This window comes from Nocardia higoensis (assembly GCF_015477835.1).
GTDB classification, from domain to species: Bacteria; Actinomycetota; Actinomycetes; order Mycobacteriales; family Mycobacteriaceae; genus Nocardia; species Nocardia higoensis_A.
Genome location: NZ_JADLQN010000001.1, coordinates 2,061,790 through 2,078,210, shown reverse-complemented (window position 1 = coordinate 2,078,210; position 16,421 = coordinate 2,061,790). Strand labels below are relative to the sequence as shown.

Here is a 16,421-nt window from a genome sequence, read left to right as displayed (position 1 = left end):
CCGGGGCGGCCTCGCCGCCCGGCCCGCGCCGATCAGGATGTGTAGTCGGGCGCGCGCTTCTGAACGAAGGCGTCGACGCCCTCCCGGCCTGTCGGACTGTCGGCGGCGGTCGCGATCGCGTCGGTCTCCCGGTCGAGCTGAGCATCGAGCGGGGTGGTCAGCGAGTCGCGCAGCAGGGCTTTGATGCTCGCGTGGGTGGAGCGGGGTCCGTTCGCCAGCGACCGGGCGAGATCGAAGGCCGCCTCGCGTACATCGACGCCCTCGTCGACCAGCCTGCTGAGGATGCCCAGTCGCACGGCTTCCTCGGCGCCGATCACCGCGTCGGTGAGCAGGATCTCGCGCGCTCGGCCGAGTCCGACCACGCGCGGCAGGTTCCAGGACATCCCGCCGTCCGGGCTCAGCCCGATACCGGGGTAGGCGGGCCGGAACTTGGTCGAGGAGGTGCCGAGCGCCACATCCGCGGCCAGCACCAGACTCATGCCCGCACCCGCCGCCCAGCCCTGTACGCCCGCGACGATCGGCACGGTGGTGGCGTCGAGTGCGCGGACGAAGTCGTGCAGCCTGGTGGCCAGGTCCCGGATGTGCGCGCCGCGCTCCGGGGCGGCCGCGAAGCCGCGTACGTCGCCACCGGCACAGAAGTTCGCGCCCGTGCCGGTGAGCAGCACCGCGCCGACGGAGGAATCGCGTTCCCGCAGAGCCGTGGTGCCCGCGTCGATTCCGGCGAAGTCCATGGAGGTGCCGTGCGCGGCGGTGGCGATGGTGATCCGCAGGACACCCTCGGTGCTGGTGACGTATTCGACAGTCTCGCTGGTCGTCATGATCGCCACCCTAACCGGACCGATTCCGCTCCGGCTGCCGGGTCCGGGACATGCGCAGCTGCGTCAGGGCGGTGAATTCCTCGAACTTGATGGCGCCGTCGGCGCGCCAGCCGTGGCGCCGGTAGAACGCCAGGGCGCGCGGAGCGTCGGCGAAGACCCACAGGCGGCACGGGACGGCGGGGTCGAGTGCGGTGCGCACGAGATCGTCGGCGACTCCCGTGCCGTACCAGGCTTCCCGCACGTACAGCGCGTCGAGTTCGGCGTAGCCCGGGTCGATGTCGCCGGGCACGGTGACCGTGACGAACCCGATCACCTCCTCGCCTGCCGACGCCACGTAGGTGCGTTCGGCGGTCTCCCCGGTGGCCGGATCGAGATGCCGGGCCACCGCGGCCGCGCGGCGATCGATGTCGAAGGCGGCGAGCAGCGGTGCGGGCACCAGAGAGCGGTATGCCTCGCGCCAGGACTCGATATGGCACTCGGCGATGCCGCGGGCGTGTTCGGGCGCGGCGGGAACCACGCGCCATGCTCGTATCGGCTGGGAACGGCAACGCCCCGGATCACCCATCAGGGCGCCGGGGCGTGTGCGGTATCGCGCTGGGCTCAGCCGCGAACGACCTTGCCCGCCTTGAGGCAGGAGGTGCACACGTTCATGCGGCGGGTGTTGCCCGGCGCGACCTGGGCACGCACGGTCTGGATATTCGGGTTCCAACGACGGTTGGTACGCCGGTGCGAGTGCGAGACCGACTTCCCGAAGCCGGGGCCCTTGGCGCAGACGTCGCAGACGGCAGCCATAGTCGCGAACTCCTTCATGTTCTGTGGGGACAGCTACCCTGACAGGCGGCATGTCCGGAAACAATGTCGTGATGTGCCTGTGCCGACTGATGTCGGCGTGCGGCGCGCGGCAACCCGGCGAGAAACAGCGACCCCGTGGGAGTGACGTGCGGCGTGGCAACCCCGCAAGCGTAACCGCAGCTTCCCCGAACGACCAAACCGGGGGCACGGGCCCCGCTGCGGCCTCGGCCGTCGGCCGCTGCCGCTAACCTGGCGAGCGGCGGTGGTGAGCGGCGGTGTGAGGGAGTGAGGTGGACCGTGCCCGGCGAGCGGGAGACGATCGACAGCGCTGCGCTGCTGCACTGGGGCCGGCTCTGCCTCGAGGGCCTGGCCGAGCGCCGGGCGGAGATCAACTCCCTGAATGTCTTCCCGATCCCGGACGCCGACACCGGCACCAATCTGCTGTCCACCATGCGCGCGGCCGTCCAGGCGGCGCAGGCTCGCGCGGGGGAGTCCGCCGCCGAACCGTCCGTCGGGGAGGTGGCCGCCGCGATGGCCCGTGGCGCGACGGTCGGCGCACGCGGCAATTCGGGCATCATCCTCTCGCAACTGTTGCGCGGACTCGCCGACGCGGGTAGATACGGCCCACTCACCGCAGGGGCGCTCACCGACGCGCTGTCCCGCTCGGCGACGCTGGTGCGGGCCTGCTTGAGCGCCCCTGTCGAGGGCACCATCCTCACGGTGCTCGACCGTGCGGCCGCCGCCGCCCGCGCCTGTTACGACCGTGCGATGGTCGGCGCGGGAGAGCGCGCCTCGATCACGTCGGCGGGCGGCGGCGACCTCGCGACAGCGGATCCGGCGGGGCCGGTGACCGTCGCCGACGTCGCCGTCGCCGCGGCGGAGGGCGCGGCCGAAGCACTGGGGGAGACGCCCTCGCAACTGGGGGTGCTGCGCGATGCCGGGGTGGTGGACGCGGGCGCGCGAGGGCTGCTGGTGCTGCTCGACGCCCTGGTGGCGGTGACACTCGGGGAACTCCCGGCACGCCCCGAATACGCCCGCCTGGTGGTGGAGCCGACCCGTCCGGAATGCGAGTACCCCACGACCGCGGCCGCCGAGCCCGCGTTCGAAGTGATGTATCTGATCGGTGACACCGACCCTCGACGGATCGACAGACTGCGTGCGGCGCTCGGGGAACTCGGCGATTCGGTGGCGGTCGTCGGAGACGGCGCGCAGATCTGGTCGGCGCACGTGCACTGCGCCGACGCGGGGGCCGCGGTGGAAGCGGGTCTGGCGGCGGGCACGCTCAGCCGCATCAGGATCGAGAGTTTCGCCGAGAACGCCCACGGCACCGGGCATCGGCCGGGCCGTCTACCGGGCATCGGGACGGCGGCGCGCTCCGAGGGGGCGCCCGCCGATCGGGCGGTGCTGGCGGTCGCGACGGGAGTGGGCGCGGCCGCGTTGTTCGAGCAAGCGGGCGCGGTGGTGCTCGATCAGCATCCGGTCACCTCGGCGAGCCTGCTCAGCGCGATACGTACCCTGCCGCACCGCGAAGTCCTCGTGCTGCCCAACGGCGCGCTGCCCGCGCACGAACTGGTGGCTGTCGGAGTCGCCGCCCGTGACGCGCACCGCGACGTGCTGCTGCTGCCGAGCGGGTCGATGGTGCAGGGGCTGGCGGCGCTCGCGGTGCACGATCGCGCCCGCATCGCCGTCGACGACGGTTTCGCCATGTCGGAGGCCGCGGCGGCGACCCGGTGGGGATCGGTACGTCGCGCCCAGCATCGGGCGCTGACGATGGTGGGCACCTGCGGGCCCGGTGACGGCCTGGGGTTGGTCGGGCACGATGTGGTCGTCATCGATCGCGAGGTACTCGGCGCGGGCCGGATACTGCTGGACCGGATGCTCGGTCTCGGCGGTGAGCTGGTGACTCTGTTGATGGGCGCCGACGCCGACCCCGCGTTGGCCGACGCCCTGGGCGAGCACATCGCGCGCGGCTTCCCCGGAGTGGAGATCGCGGTGTACGCGGGTGGTCAGCGCGGGGATCTGGTGCAGATCGGGGTGGAATGAACGCGGGGCAGGCAGAGGTGAGGACGAACACATGGCGACCCTGAGCGACCGGCTCGACCACATCCTCGGAGCGAAGGCGGCCGATTCGCTGTCCGAGGCATTCGACATGACCACCGTCGAGGACCTGCTGCGCCACTACCCGCTGCGCTACGCCACCCAGGGACAGCCGCTCACCGAGGAGGCCCCCGAGGACGGCACCCACATCACGGTGATCGGCCGGATCGTCAAAGCCGACCTGCGCCCGATGCGCAACCGCCGCGGCTCCCTGTTGAAAGTGCAGCTCGACACCGGCTCCGGACGTCCGGTCGACGTCACCTTCTTCAACGGCGACAAGGTGAAATACGTCGTGAAGCAAGGACTTCGCGCGATGATGTCGGGCAATGTGAGCTACTGGCGTCCCGGTAGCTGGAGCCTGAACCACCCCGGCTATCTGATCCTGCCGGAGGCCGGCGACGACCCGGCGTCGACCGATCTCGCGCCGATCACGCGGGTACGCGGCGGCGGCGATCTGCGCGGGCTGGCCGAGAGCGCGAAAGGCGCGGGCGGAGTGGATGTCTCGTTCCTCGAGCGGGAGTTCATCCCGGTGTATCCGGCCACCGCGAAGGTGCAGAGCTGGGATCTGCTCGCCTGTGTGCGGCAGGTGCTCGAACAGCTCGACCCGATCGACGATCCGCTGCCACAGCAGATCCGGGACGAACGCGAGTTGCTGCCGGTCTCCGACGCGCTGCGGCTGATCCACCTGCCCGAGCATCGCGCCGATATCGAAAAGGCCCGCGAGCGGCTGCGTTTCGACGAGGCGCTGGCGCTGCAACTGGTACTGGCCGAGCGCAGGCACGAGGTGTCCGGGCGGGCGGCCCGCCCGTGTCCGCCCCGTGCCGACGGGATCGCCGCCGCGTTCGCCGAACGGCTGCCCTTCCAGCTGACCGAAGGCCAGCAGAAGGTCATCGGCGAGATCTCCGCGGATCTGGAACGCACCCACCCGATGCACCGGCTGTTGCAGGGCGAGGTCGGCTCAGGCAAGACCATCGTCGCTCTGCACGCCATGCTCCAGGTGGTCGACGCGGGGCAGCAGTGCGCGCTGCTCGCGCCCACGGAAGTGCTTGCCGCCCAGCACTATCGATCGCTGTGCGCGATGCTGGGCGACCTCGGCTCGGCCGGTGAGCTGGGCGCCGCCGAGAACGCGACCCGGGTGGTGCTGGTGACCGGGTCGATGTCGGCGAGCGCGAAGAAGGCCGCGTTGCTCGCGGCGGTCACCGGGGAAACCGGGATCGTGATCGGCACCCACGCGCTCATCCAGGACAACGTGGAGTTCTTCGATCTCGGCATGGTCATCGTCGACGAACAGCATCGCTTCGGCGTCGAACAGCGAGACGCGCTGCGCGCCAAGGCGAAAGCGGGGATCAGCCCGCACCTGCTGGTCATGACGGCGACGCCGATCCCGCGCACGATCGCCATGACCACCCTGGGCGATCTGGAGACCTCCACGCTTACCGAACTGCCACGCGGCCGTTCGCCCATCAGCTCCAAAGTGGTGCCCCGCAAGCTGCATCCGAACTGGGTGCAGCGCGCGTGGGAGCGGATACTCGAGGAGGTCGGCCAGGGGCGCCAGGCGTACGTGGTGTGCTCCCGCATCGGCGACGACGAGGACGGCAAGGTCGCGGGTAAGGGGGGCGGCGCCAAGGGCGGCAAGGCGCGCGGCAACGCCGCCGAGGCGGACGAGAAGGAGCCGCCACCGACTCAGGCCGCGGTGGACGTCTTCGAGATGCTGCGGTCCGGGCCGCTGGCCTCGGTCGAGGTCGGGTTGCTGCACGGCCGTCTGCCCGCCGACGAGAAGGACCAGGTGATGCGCGCCTTCAACGACGGTTCGGTGGATGTGCTGGTGTGCACCACCGTCGTCGAGGTCGGCGTGGACGTGCCGAATGCCACGGTGATGGTGATCGTCGACGCCGACCGGTTCGGCGTCAGCCAGTTGCACCAGTTGCGCGGCCGGATCGGGCGCGGCGTGCACCCGGGCCTGTGTCTGCTGATCACCGACGCCGCACCGGGCGGCTCGGCGATGGCGCGCCTGGAGGCGGTCGCCGGGACCAACGACGGATTCGAGCTGGCCGTGCTCGACCTGCGCCAGCGCCGCGAAGGCGATGTGCTCGGCTCCGCGCAGTCCGGCACCGCACGTTCACTGCGTCTGCTCTCGCTGGTCGACGACCTGGAGGTCATCACCAGTGCGCAGGAACTCGCGCGTCGGCTGGTCGAGGAGGATCCGGGACTGGCCGCGCATCCCGGCCTCGCTGCCATGATGCACGCCGCCGTCGATACCGACCGCCTCGAGTATCTCGCCAAGTCCTGACCGCGCCCGGCGGTGATCCGCACCTCGCGTGAGCAGCTCGCGGGGCATCGGGGACTGCGTCGGTGCCGATGCCGCCGTCACCACGGTCGATGGTCATGCCGGGCGCCGCCGGTGGTCGGACACGATCAGGGGAGGGCGCGCGGGTAGGGCAGATCGGTGACGGTGTGCTCGGAGACACTCAGTGGACTGCCGATTCGCGGGAAGGCGCGTTGTGGGCAGGCGGGGCGCTCGCACACCTTGCAGCCCGCGCCGATCGGGACCGCGGCGGAGGGATCGGCCACGGGCATCCCGGCGGAATAGACCAGCCGGTCGGCGTACTCGATGTCGCAGCCGAGGCCCAAGGCGAAATCGCGGGTCGCGGTGTCGAATCCGCGCGGTGCGGCGGCGGTGGTCCGGGCGATCCACAGGTAGCGACGGCCGTCTGGCATCTCGGCGATCTGAGTGAGGATGCGGCCGGGCTGGGCGAAGGCCTCGTGCACCACCCACAGTGGGCAGCTGCCGCCCACGCGGGCGAAGTGGAAGGCCGTCGCGGACTGGCGTTTGGAGATATTGCCCGCCCGGTCGGTACGGACCAGGAAGAACGGCACACCGCGCTGACCCTGGCGTTGCAGGGTGCTCAAACGGTGGCAGATGGTTTCGAAACCGACTTCGAAACGCAGGCCGAGCAGGTCGATGTCGTAGCGCAATTCCTCCGCCGAGCGCAGGAACCGGCTGTAGGGCAGCACCAGCGCGGCGGCGAAGTAGTTGCCCAGGGCGAGCCTGGCCAGGTCCCGAGACTCGCCCGACAGCGACGGGGTCTCGTTCAGGACCGTGTCGAAGTGGTCGCCGTAGAGCAGGAAACCCAGCGTGGCGGCGATCTGGAAGGCGCGCTGCCCCGGGCGCAGCCGCCGGGCCAGGGTGAGCGTGCGACCGGCTTCGTCGTAGTGGCGTTTCGGGATGCTCGGGTCCGCGCCGTCGCCGCGGACCAGCACTGTCACGCCCGCGCGCTCCTCGGCGACCCTGGCCAGCTGCCGGTCCAGGGAGCCGATGCTCAGCCCGCAGTCGTCGAACAGTTGCTCGGCGAGGTGATCGAGCTGCGGGATGTGATTGTGGTGGTCGTAGAGGAAATCGCGCACGTCCTCCGCGGGCATCGGTACCTTCGCCGCGCCGGTGGGCGTGGTGACCTGCGCGGAGAGCAGGTCCAGCTGATCGGTGGCCGCGCGCAGCCGCCGGTGCATCGCGACCAGGATGCGGGCGACCTCGGGCTGGCGGGTCGCGAGCTCCTCGACCTCGGCCAGAGGTGCGCTGTCGCCGCCCGCCGCGTCCACGAGGACATCGTGCAGGGCCGAGACCAGCCGGGCGTCGGAATCGGCGGCGAAGAACTGGACGTCCAGGTCGAAGGTGGAATTGAGCTTGAGCAGAACCGGGATGGTGAGCGGTCGCTGATCGCGTTCGAGCTGGTTGAGATAGCTGGGCGAGAGATCCAGCGACTTGGCCAAGGCGGCCTGGGTCATCCGTCGTTCCTCGCGTAGGCGACGAAGCCGAGCGCCCGCGTACATCTTGCGCACAGGGAAAAATCCTAGTCTCCCCGATCCGGCGGACGCCGGGGTCGTCGCCTGCGAGGATTCGCAAACCGCTGTGTCACAACGATTTCTGCGTGGCGATGCCCCCGTGTGAAGAGTGCGCCCGGGATGGCAAACCTCGGGGGATCCCCCGGCGCGCGATGGGAATCCGCGCGAACACCGGCCGGGACGGGCCGTTGTTTGCTTGAATCGCAGCCGACGGGCGCCGAGCGCCACTGCCGCGAGAAAGCGAGCCGAGGACATGACCGATTCCGACGACATCGTGCGCGCGCTGTGCCGCAGCTGGTCCACGCCCGACCCCGACGAGATCGCCGCCTATTTCGCCGAGGACGCCGTCTACCACAACATCCCGATGGAGCCGGTGGTCGGTCGCGCCGCTATCAGGGAGTTCGTGGCGGGCTTTCTGACCGCCTTCGAGGCCATCGATTTCGAGATCCATCACCAGGTCGTCGCCGGTGGGCTGGTGATGAACGAGCGCACGGACACCATGCGGGGCAAGGACGGACGCGACACCGCGTTGCCGGTGATGGGCGTGTTCGAGGTGAACGACGGCCTCGTCACCGCCTGGCGCGACTACTTCGACATGACCGCGGTGACCCGCGCTTTCGCCGCCGACGACTGAGAAGCCCGCCCTCCCGCGGATTCCCGCTCACGGAGATTCCCGAGCCACGGTCGGGAACCGAACCGCGCGTCCGTACGTCGAAGTAGTACAAGCGGGTGCACGATCCGGCTTGTGGAGCTGTGAGGAGTGGTGGCGCGTGGAGAATCCGAAGTGCAGGCTGACGTGGCGGCGGGGAACAGGTCATGGCAGCGGAGCGCGGCCCAGGCATCGGCCGCGCCCGGCATCGCCCGCCGGCGAAGCCTGTGAAAGCTACACCTCCCCGCGCTGGCATCAGGTTCGCAAACCTGTGGATGAGGAATGACACTCCCGGAGTATGTGACGGGCCGGTGAACAAGTCTTCGCAACGTTGCCAGCCATAGTTGTGAAGAAGATGGCGAACCGGGACTTGCCTGTCGAGCGCCGGTATGGCGGCGGGTACCGTAGGCCAATGTTCTCGAAAGTCTTGGTCGCCAATCGTGGCGAGATCGCTATCCGCGCGTTCCGGGCGGCTTATGAGCTCGGCATCGGGACGGTCGCGGTCTTCCCGCACGAGGATCGCAACTCGGTACATCGGCTGAAGGCGGCCGAGTCCTACCAGATCGGTGAGACCGGCCACCCGGTCCGGGCCTATCTGTCGATCGAGGCCATCATCGACGCGGCCAAGTCGGCAGGCGCCGACGCGATCTATCCCGGCTACGGGTTCCTCTCGGAGAACCCCGAATTGGCGGCGGCCTGTGCGCGGGAGGGCATCACCTTCGTCGGCCCCTCCGCCGAGGTGCTGGAACTGGCGGGCAACAAGGCACGCGCGATCGCGGCGGCCGAGGCGGCCGGGCTGCCGGTGCTGAAGTCCAGCGAGCCGTCGGCGGACGTGGAGTGGTTGCTCGAGGCGTCGCGGGAGCTGGAGTTCCCGATCTTCGTCAAGGCGGTGGCCGGTGGCGGCGGGCGCGGTATGCGGCGGGTGGCCGAGCCGGCGCAATTGCGGGAGTCGATCGAAGCGGCTTCGCGGGAGGCGGAGTCGGCGTTCGGTGATCCGACGGTGTTCCTCGAGCAGGCGGTGGTGAATCCGCGGCATATCGAGGTGCAGATCCTGGCCGATGGCCAGGGCAACGTGATGCATCTGTTCGAGCGGGACTGCTCGGTGCAGCGGCGGCATCAGAAGGTGATCGAGTTGGCGCCCGCGCCGAATCTGGATCCGGTGTTGCGTGAGCGGATCTGCGCGGACGCGGTGGCCTTCGCCCGGCAGATCGGTTACTGCAACGCGGGCACGGTGGAGTTCCTGCTCGACGAGCGCGGCAATCATGTGTTCATCGAGATGAACCCGCGGATCCAGGTCGAGCACACGGTGACCGAGGAGATCACCGATGTGGACCTGGTGCAGTCGCAGTTGCGGATCGCGGCGGGAGAGTCGCTGGCGGATCTGGGGTTGAGCCAGGACAAGGTGACGATCCGCGGCGCGGCGTTGCAGTGCCGGATCACCACTGAGGACCCGGCCAACGGGTTCCGTCCCGACACCGGCCGCATCACGGCCTACCGAACGCCGGGCGGGGCAGGTATCCGGCTGGACGGCGGCGCGACTCTCGGCGCGGAGATCGGCGCCCACTTCGATTCGATGCTGGTCAAGTTGACCTGTCGCGGGCGGGATCTGGCCGGCGCCGCGGCGCGGGCCCGGCGCGCGCTGGCGGAGTTCCGCATTCGCGGCGTCACGACCAATATCCCCTTCCTGCTCGCCGTGCTCGACGACGCGGACTTCAGGGCGGGCCGGGTCACCACCTCGTTCATCGACGAACGCCCGCAGTTGCTGACCTTGCGCCAGTCGGCCGACCGCGGCACCAAGATCCTCGAGTACCTCGCCGACGTGACGGTCAACAAGCCGCACGGCGAGCGTCCGACGCAGGTGTACGCCCACGACAAGCTGCCCGCCATCGATCTGAGCGTGCCGCCGCCGGACGGCTCGCGGCAGCGGTTGCTGACCCTGGGGCCGGAGGGGTTCGCGCGGGCGTTGCGCGAGCAGAAGGCTGTCGGGGTCACCGATACGACCTTCCGTGACGCGCATCAATCGTTGCTGGCGACCCGGGTGCGCACCAACGGCCTGTTGGGTGTGGCCGGACATGTGGCGCGGCTGACCCCGGAGTTGTTGTCGGTGGAGTGCTGGGGTGGGGCCACCTACGACGTCGGCCTGCGGTTCCTGTACGAGGATCCGTGGGAGCGGTTGGCCGCGCTGCGCGAGGCGATTCCGAATATCTGCCTGCAGATGTTGCTGCGCGGTCGCAACACCGTCGGGTACACGCCGTATCCGGAGAAGGTGACCCGGGCGTTCGTCTCCGAGGCCACCGCCACCGGCATCGACATCTTCCGCATCTTCGACGCGCTCAACAACGTCGATCAGATGCGTCCGGCCATCGACGCGGTCCGCGAGACCGGGACCGCGATCGCTGAGGTCGCGTTGTCCTACACCGGCGATCTGATGAACCCGGCCGAGGACCTCTACACGCTGGACTACTACCTGAAACTGGCCGAGCAGATCGTCGATGCCGGTGCGCACGTGCTGGCGATCAAGGACATGGCCGGTCTGCTGCGCGCCCCCGCGGCGGCGAAGCTGGTGACCGCGCTGCGCAGCAATTTCGATCTGCCGGTGCACGTGCACACCCACGACACTCCCGGTGGTCAGCTGGCCACGTACCTGGCGGCCTGGCAGGCCGGTGCGGACGCGGTCGACGGCGCGAGCGCGGCGATGGCGGGCACGACCAGCCAGCCCGCGCTGTCGGCGATCGTGGCCGCGGCCGCGCACACCGAGTTCGACACCGGTCTGAATCTGTCGAACGTGTGCGACCTGGAGCCGTACTGGGAGGCGCTGCGCAAGGTGTACGCCCCGTTCGAATCGGGCCTGCCCGCGCCGACCGGCCGCGTGTACACCCATGAGATCCCGGGCGGCCAGTTGTCGAACCTGCGTCAGCAGGCCATCGCGCTCGGGCTGGGCGACCGGTTCGAAGAGGTGGAGGCGCAGTACGCGGCCGCCGACCGGATGCTCGGCCGCCTGGTGAAGGTGACTCCGTCGTCCAAGGTGGTCGGTGATCTGGCGCTGGCGCTGGTCGGCACCGGTGTGAACGCCGATGATTTCGCCGCCGACCCCGGCCGCTACGACATCCCGGATTCGGTGATCGGCTTCCTGCGCGGCGAGCTGGGCACCCCGGCGGGCGGCTGGCCGGAACCGCTGCGCTCACGAGCGTTGGAAGGGCGCGGCCCCGCCAAGCCGGAGACCCCGCTCTCGGCCGCCGACGAGGCCGCCTTGTCCGGGGACTCGGCGCAGCGCCGGGCGACGCTGAACCGTCTGTTGTTCCCCGGCCCGACCGCCGAGTTCCTGGCCCACCGCGAGAGGTACGGCGACACCATGGGCCTGTCGGCGAACCAGTTCTTCTACGGCCTGCGCCGCGGCGAGGAGCATCGCGTGCAGTTGGAGAAGGGCGTGACGCTGCTGATCGGCCTGGAAGCGATCTCCGAACCCGACGAAAAGGGTATGCGCACCGTCATGTGCATCCTCAACGGTCAACTGCGCCCGATCGCGGTGCGTGACCGGTCGGTGGCCAGCGAGGTGCCGGCCGCGGAGAAGGCCGACAAGGCCAACCCCGCCCATGTCGCCGCGCCGTTCGCCGGTGTGGTGACCCTGGCCGTGACCGAGGGGGACATCATCACCGCCGGCGACACCATCGCCACCATCGAGGCGATGAAGATGGAAGCCGCCATCACCGCGCCACGGGGCGGTGTGGTCGCCCGAATCGCGACCACGAAGGTACAGCAGGTCGAAGGCGGTGACCTGCTGGTCGAACTCGAGCTGCGCGAGCCCTCGGCCTGATGCCGCGGATCGTCGCGGGCGTCGCGGGCGGCCGCCGGTTGCGGGTGCCGCCCGCCGGTACCCGGCCCACCTCGGACCGGGTGCGTGAGGCGCTGTTCAGCTCGCTGGACGCGCGGATGGAATTCGCGGGCGTGCGGGTGCTCGACCTCTACGCGGGTTCGGGTGCGCTCGCCCTCGAAGCACTCTCGCGCGGCGCCGCGTTCGCGCTGCTGGTCGAATCCGACCGCAGGGCCGCGCAGGTGGTGCGGGCCAACATCGCCGAACTCGGGCTCGAAGGCGCGCAACTGCGGGTCGGTTCGGTGGGCGCGGTGTTGGCCCAGGGTGGTGCGGGTGCCTTCGATCTGGTGTTCGCCGACCCGCCCTACGACCTGGATACCGACATCCTCGCGGCCGAGGTCGCCGAGCTGGCCACGGGCGGCTGGCTGACCGACGGCGCACTGATCGTGGTGGAACGCTCGGCGCGCAGTCCCGAGATCTCATGGCCCGAGCCGTTCGTCCCCCTTCCGTCGCGACGGTACGGGGAGACGCGGCTGGAGTTCGCCGAATTCGAGCCGCACGGACAGTGACGGGTGCGGGGCCGGCCGGGCGCGGGACCGGCGGAGTCGCCAGTGCCCGCCTGATAGCGTCGGGCGCATGGCTGGAGCACTGTGCCCCGGATCGTTCGATCCGGTGACCAACGGACATCTCGACGTATTCGCCCGGGCGGCCGAGCAATTCGACGAGGTCGTCATCACCGTCATGGTGAACCCGAACAAGAAGGGCATGTTCGGGGTCGAGGAGCGGATGGAACTGCTGCGCGAGACCACGGCGCACCTGCCCAACGTCCGGGTCGCTTCCTGGCGCGGGCTGCTCGTCGACTTCGCCCGTGAAGAGGGCATCACGGCCATCGTCAAAGGTCTGCGCGATGCCACCGACTTCGGCTACGAACTCCAGATGGCGCAGATGAACAAGAAGCTGTCCGGTGTGGACACCTTCTTCATCGCCACCAACCCGGTGTTCAGCTACCTGTCCAGCTCGCTGGTCAAAGAGGTAGCCACCTATGGCGGCGATGTCTCCGACATGCTGCCCCCGATCGTGCACAAGCGCCTGCTCGACCGCATCGCCGAACGCCGGGGCTGAGTTACCGAACGCGTGGGCTCGGTGACCGACCGCCGAGCCCGAACTCAGAAGACGAATCCGCGCAGTGCGAGGAAACGCATTCCGCCGACAGCGGCGGTGATCGCCAGGACGGCCGCCGCTTGCGCTCCACCGCCGAGGCCGGGCGTGAAGAACTCGATGGCTGCCAGCGCGGCGGTGGTGATCACCAGGCCGAGCGCGGCCAGTCCGCCGGCTTCCCACTGCGCGGTGAACCAGTGCACCCGGTCGGCGGCCCTGAAGGTGAGCCGGCGATGCAGCTCGTTGGCGAGCACGGTGCTCACCGCCGAACCGGCGATGTTGGCGGTGATCGAGCCCATGCCGTACATGGCCGCGAACAACAGCACGTAGGCGATATTGCTGGCGCCGCCGACGAGGGCGAAGCGTCCCAGTTGCGGCAGTGCGCGATCGCCGCGCAGGTAGTGAACGACTCGTATCCGTCGCGAAGCCGCGGGACTCTCCTGGACAGCCTGCCGGGCTGCCGAGGACGGGACGACCGCCGGATTCGGCACAGCCCACGGTGCCCACGGCGTGTACATGCAGGCAGGAATGGCTGCCGAGCGCGCTGGTTCCAGAGCGGTCATGGTCAATCCGATCGAACGTTGCTCGCGGGACCGGCCGACGTCGGCGGTCCTTCGTCAAGAAATGTACACGAAGTGGAGGATCAGGCTCCACTTGATTGCCGGTTTTGCCTGTGTTCTTCGAGACATCAGGCCCGACACACCGGGAATCGACTCGGCAGAACCGGTGACGGCGGGCACACTGGCCTGTGGGCGAGCTGTCCGTGGTCGGCACGAGAACGAGGTTGGTGAGCATGTATCGGGTATTCGAGGCGCTCGACGAGCTGGTGGCCATCGTCGAAGAGGCGCGCGGCATTCCGCCGACCCGCAACTGCATCGTCCCGCGCGGCGACGTGCTCGACCTGCTCGACGATGTGCGCGACGCGCTGCCCGGCGAACTGGACGACGCCCAGGATGTGCTCGACCATCGGGACAAGATCGTCAACGACGCGCGGTCCGCGGCCGAGACAGCGGTCAGCACGGCCGACGAGCACGCCAGGGAGACCGTCGGCGGCGCTCGCGCCGAAGCCGACCGCATCCTCGCCGACGCCAAGGCGCATGCCGACCGGATGGTCGCCGAGGCGAGTGCGCACGCCGACCATCTCGTCGCCACCGCCCAGGCCGAGGCGGATCGCACCGTCGCCGAGGCCAAAGCCGAGTACGAGGCGGTCACCGGACGGGCCAGGGTGGAGTCGGAGCGGATGATCGAATCCGGCAAGGCCTCCTACGAGCGCTCGGTCGCCGACGGCCAGGCCGAACAGGCCAGGCTGGTCGCCCAGACCGAGGTGGTGCGTGCCGCGCACGCCGAATCCGCCCGGCTCATCGACTCCGCCCAGGCCGAAGCCGACCGGATGCGCGACGAATGCGACCACTACGTCGACTCGACGCTGGCCGGCTTGGAGGAGACGCTGAACAGCACGTTGCGCACCGTCGGGCGTGGCAGGCACCAGTTGCGCAGCGGTGCGGGCACCCCCGACTATGCCGCCGAGTACCGTCGCTGACGACGGTGTCCCGCCGCTCGGCTCGGTTTTGGCTCGAGCGGCCCATCCACGTACCCTGGGGTGGTTGCCCATCCCCTTCGACAGGTGAGTGAGTTCGTGATGTCCGCCGGTTCCGGTTCCACCTCGCGTCGTGGGGCGTCTTCGCACCACGTCGACGCGGGTTTCGTGCTGGACGTCCGTAGCCTGGGCCGTCGCCCCGGCACGATGCGGGAGTTGCGGCGCACCGTCACCACCGAGGGGCGTATCGGGCTCGACCTGGTGGCCATTCCGGTGGGCGCCGAAGTCGAGCTGGATCTGCAGTTGCAGGCGGTGTCCGAAGGCGTACTCGTCACCGGCACGGTGACCGCGCCCACCGAAGGGCAGTGCTCGCGTTGCCTCGAAACGTTCACCGACGAGGTGAGCCTGCCGGTCACCGAGCTGTTCGCCTACCCGGACAGCACCACCGAGCAGACCACCGAGGACGACGAGGTCTATCGGATGAGCGACGATCTCATCGATCTGGAACCGCTGATCGTCGACACCATCGGGCTCGAGTTGCCGTTGCAGCCGCTGTGCTCGCCGGACTGCGCCGGGCTGTGCCCGGAATGCGGCGTGGCGATGGCGATTGCGGGATCTGATCACCGGCATGAGATACTTGACCCTCGCTGGGCCGGGCTGGCGAAATTCGCCCCCGAATCGCCTGGTAACGGCGGTCCCGACGCGGACGCCGAGTCAGACCGATAACGCAAGACCCCAAGTCAGCCGTTCACCGGCAGAGCAAGTTACAGGACAAGAGGAGAAGTAGTCGTGGCCGTTCCCAAGCGCCGGATGTCCCGTTCCAACACCAGGTCGCGGCGCAGCCAGTGGAAGGCTGTCGCGCCTACTCTGATCACCTGCCCGAACCGGGCCTGCGGTGAGAAGACCCTGCCGCACATCGCGTGCCCTTCCTGCGGCACCTACAAGGGCCGCCAGGTCACTTCCGCCGTCTGACGGCTCGATCACCGTAATCGAACGTGACGGCCAGCAAGGACGAAGCCGGCTCGTCCGGTGAGCATGCGAGTCTGCTCGAGGCGCTAGGTGTCGACGTACGACCGGATCTGCTGCGCTTGGCGCTGACGCACCGGTCGTACGCCTACGAGAACGGCGGCCTGCCCACCAACGAACGCCTGGAGTTCCTGGGCGACTCGGTGCTGGGCCTCAGCATCACCGAGCGGCTCTATCACGAGCACCCGGACAAGTCCGAGGGCGAGTTGGCGAAGCTGCGCGCGAGCGTGGTCAACATGCACGCGCTCGCGGAAGTCGCGCGCGGGCTCGGCGAGGGTGGTCTCGGTGTGCATCTGCTGCTCGGTAAGGGCGAAGAGCTCACCGGCGGCCGCGACAAGCCGAGCATCCTCGCCGACGGTATGGAATCGCTGCTCGGCGCGGTGCACCTCGAGCACGGCATCGAGGTGGCACGTGGTGTGGTGCTGCGGCTTTTCGCCGAACTGCTCGAGCGTGGTCCCCGAATGGGCGCCGGGCTCGACTGGAAGACGAGCCTGCAGGAGTTGACCGCCGAGCGCGGCCTCGGCGTACCCGCCTACGAGATCACCTCGACGGGTCCCGATCACGACAAGGAATTCACCGCGACGACGGTGATCGGCGGCCAGTCCTACGGCACGGGTGTCGGACGTTCCAAGAAGGAAGCCGAGCAGAAGGCCGCGGGCGCCGCCTACCAGGCGCTGACCGCCGAATCCTGAC

General features: G+C 69.5%; 15 protein-coding genes. 10 read left to right on the top strand and 5 right to left on the bottom strand.

Annotation, left to right across the window (positions count from 1 at the left end; all coding sequences use genetic code 11):
- Positions 1–32: 32 nt before the first annotated feature.
- The 3 genes from IU449_RS09390 to rpmB all read right to left on the bottom strand — a co-directional run bounded on the left by IU449_RS09390 (position 33) and on the right by rpmB (position 1,610).
- Positions 33–818 carry an enoyl-CoA hydratase/isomerase family protein gene (locus IU449_RS09390; protein WP_195001458.1) on the bottom strand — a complete coding sequence of 262 codons (786 nt, stop codon included), beginning with the start codon at positions 816–818 and terminating at the stop codon, positions 33–35.
- A gap of 10 nt (positions 819–828) precedes the next feature.
- Positions 829–1,335, bottom strand: a complete 507-nt coding sequence (locus tag IU449_RS09385; protein ID WP_324188147.1) for a GNAT family N-acetyltransferase — start codon at positions 1,333–1,335, stop codon at positions 829–831.
- Positions 1,336–1,418: 83 nt separating this feature from the next.
- The gene (gene rpmB / locus IU449_RS09380) at positions 1,419–1,610 is read right to left on the bottom strand and encodes a 50S ribosomal protein L28 (RefSeq protein ID WP_011210730.1); all 192 of its coding nucleotides are present in this window, start codon (positions 1,608–1,610) and stop codon (positions 1,419–1,421) included.
- A gap of 285 nt (positions 1,611–1,895) precedes the next feature.
- Between rpmB and IU449_RS09375 the strand changes: the two genes are divergently transcribed.
- On the top strand, positions 1,896–3,653 hold the full coding sequence (locus IU449_RS09375; RefSeq protein ID WP_324188146.1) for a DAK2 domain-containing protein: 1,758 nt from the start codon (positions 1,896–1,898) through the stop codon (positions 3,651–3,653).
- A gap of 31 nt (positions 3,654–3,684) precedes the next feature.
- Complete coding sequence (gene recG, locus IU449_RS09370) at positions 3,685–5,997, top strand: ATP-dependent DNA helicase RecG (RefSeq protein ID WP_195001456.1); 2,313 nt, start codon at positions 3,685–3,687, stop codon at positions 5,995–5,997.
- Between the two features lie 125 nt (positions 5,998–6,122).
- Here the strand turns inward: recG and IU449_RS09365 are convergent, their stop codons facing one another.
- A complete protein-coding gene (locus IU449_RS09365) occupies positions 6,123–7,544 on the bottom strand; it encodes a short-chain fatty acyl-CoA regulator family protein (protein ID WP_195001455.1) in 1,422 nt (473 codons plus the stop codon).
- 256 nt (positions 7,545–7,800) lie between these two features.
- Here IU449_RS09365 and IU449_RS09360 point away from each other — a divergent pair, with 256 nt between their 5' ends.
- The 4 genes from IU449_RS09360 (at position 7,801) to coaD (ending at position 13,129) form a co-directional block, all read left to right on the top strand.
- The gene (locus tag IU449_RS09360) at positions 7,801–8,181 is read left to right on the top strand and encodes a nuclear transport factor 2 family protein (protein ID WP_195001454.1); all 381 of its coding nucleotides are present in this window, start codon (positions 7,801–7,803) and stop codon (positions 8,179–8,181) included.
- A 427-nt stretch (positions 8,182–8,608) separates the two neighbouring features.
- Positions 8,609–12,010: a pyruvate carboxylase gene (locus tag IU449_RS09355; protein ID WP_195001453.1), complete on the top strand. Its 3,402-nt coding sequence runs from the start codon at positions 8,609–8,611 to the stop codon at positions 12,008–12,010.
- A complete protein-coding gene (rsmD, locus tag IU449_RS09350) occupies positions 12,010–12,576 on the top strand; it encodes a 16S rRNA (guanine(966)-N(2))-methyltransferase RsmD (RefSeq protein WP_195001452.1) in 567 nt (188 codons plus the stop codon). Before IU449_RS09355 ends, rsmD begins: the two co-directional genes overlap by 1 nt.
- Positions 12,577–12,643: 67 nt before the next feature.
- Positions 12,644–13,129, top strand: a complete 486-nt coding sequence (coaD, locus tag IU449_RS09345; RefSeq protein WP_195001451.1) for a pantetheine-phosphate adenylyltransferase — start codon at positions 12,644–12,646, stop codon at positions 13,127–13,129.
- 44 nt (positions 13,130–13,173) lie between these two features.
- On the opposite strand, the gene IU449_RS09340 is transcribed toward coaD, so the two are convergent.
- A complete protein-coding gene (locus IU449_RS09340) occupies positions 13,174–13,728 on the bottom strand; it encodes a GtrA family protein (RefSeq protein ID WP_195001450.1) in 555 nt (184 codons plus the stop codon).
- A 230-nt stretch (positions 13,729–13,958) separates the two neighbouring features.
- On the opposite strand from IU449_RS09340, the gene IU449_RS09335 reads away from it, so the two are divergent.
- The 4 genes from IU449_RS09335 (at position 13,959) to rnc (ending at position 16,420) form a co-directional block, all read left to right on the top strand.
- Positions 13,959–14,705 (top strand): DivIVA domain-containing protein, encoded by a 747-nt coding sequence (locus tag IU449_RS09335; RefSeq protein ID WP_195001449.1) that lies wholly within the window; start codon positions 13,959–13,961, stop codon positions 14,703–14,705.
- 99 nt (positions 14,706–14,804) lie between these two features.
- Positions 14,805–15,428 (top strand): YceD family protein, encoded by a 624-nt coding sequence (locus IU449_RS09330; RefSeq protein WP_195002442.1) that lies wholly within the window; start codon positions 14,805–14,807, stop codon positions 15,426–15,428.
- 63 nt (positions 15,429–15,491) lie between these two features.
- The gene (rpmF, locus tag IU449_RS09325) at positions 15,492–15,674 is read left to right on the top strand and encodes a 50S ribosomal protein L32 (protein ID WP_084495052.1); all 183 of its coding nucleotides are present in this window, start codon (positions 15,492–15,494) and stop codon (positions 15,672–15,674) included.
- A gap of 23 nt (positions 15,675–15,697) precedes the next feature.
- Positions 15,698–16,420 (top strand): ribonuclease III, encoded by a 723-nt coding sequence (rnc, locus tag IU449_RS09320; protein WP_195001448.1) that lies wholly within the window; start codon positions 15,698–15,700, stop codon positions 16,418–16,420.
- Position 16,421: the final 1 nt, after the last annotated feature.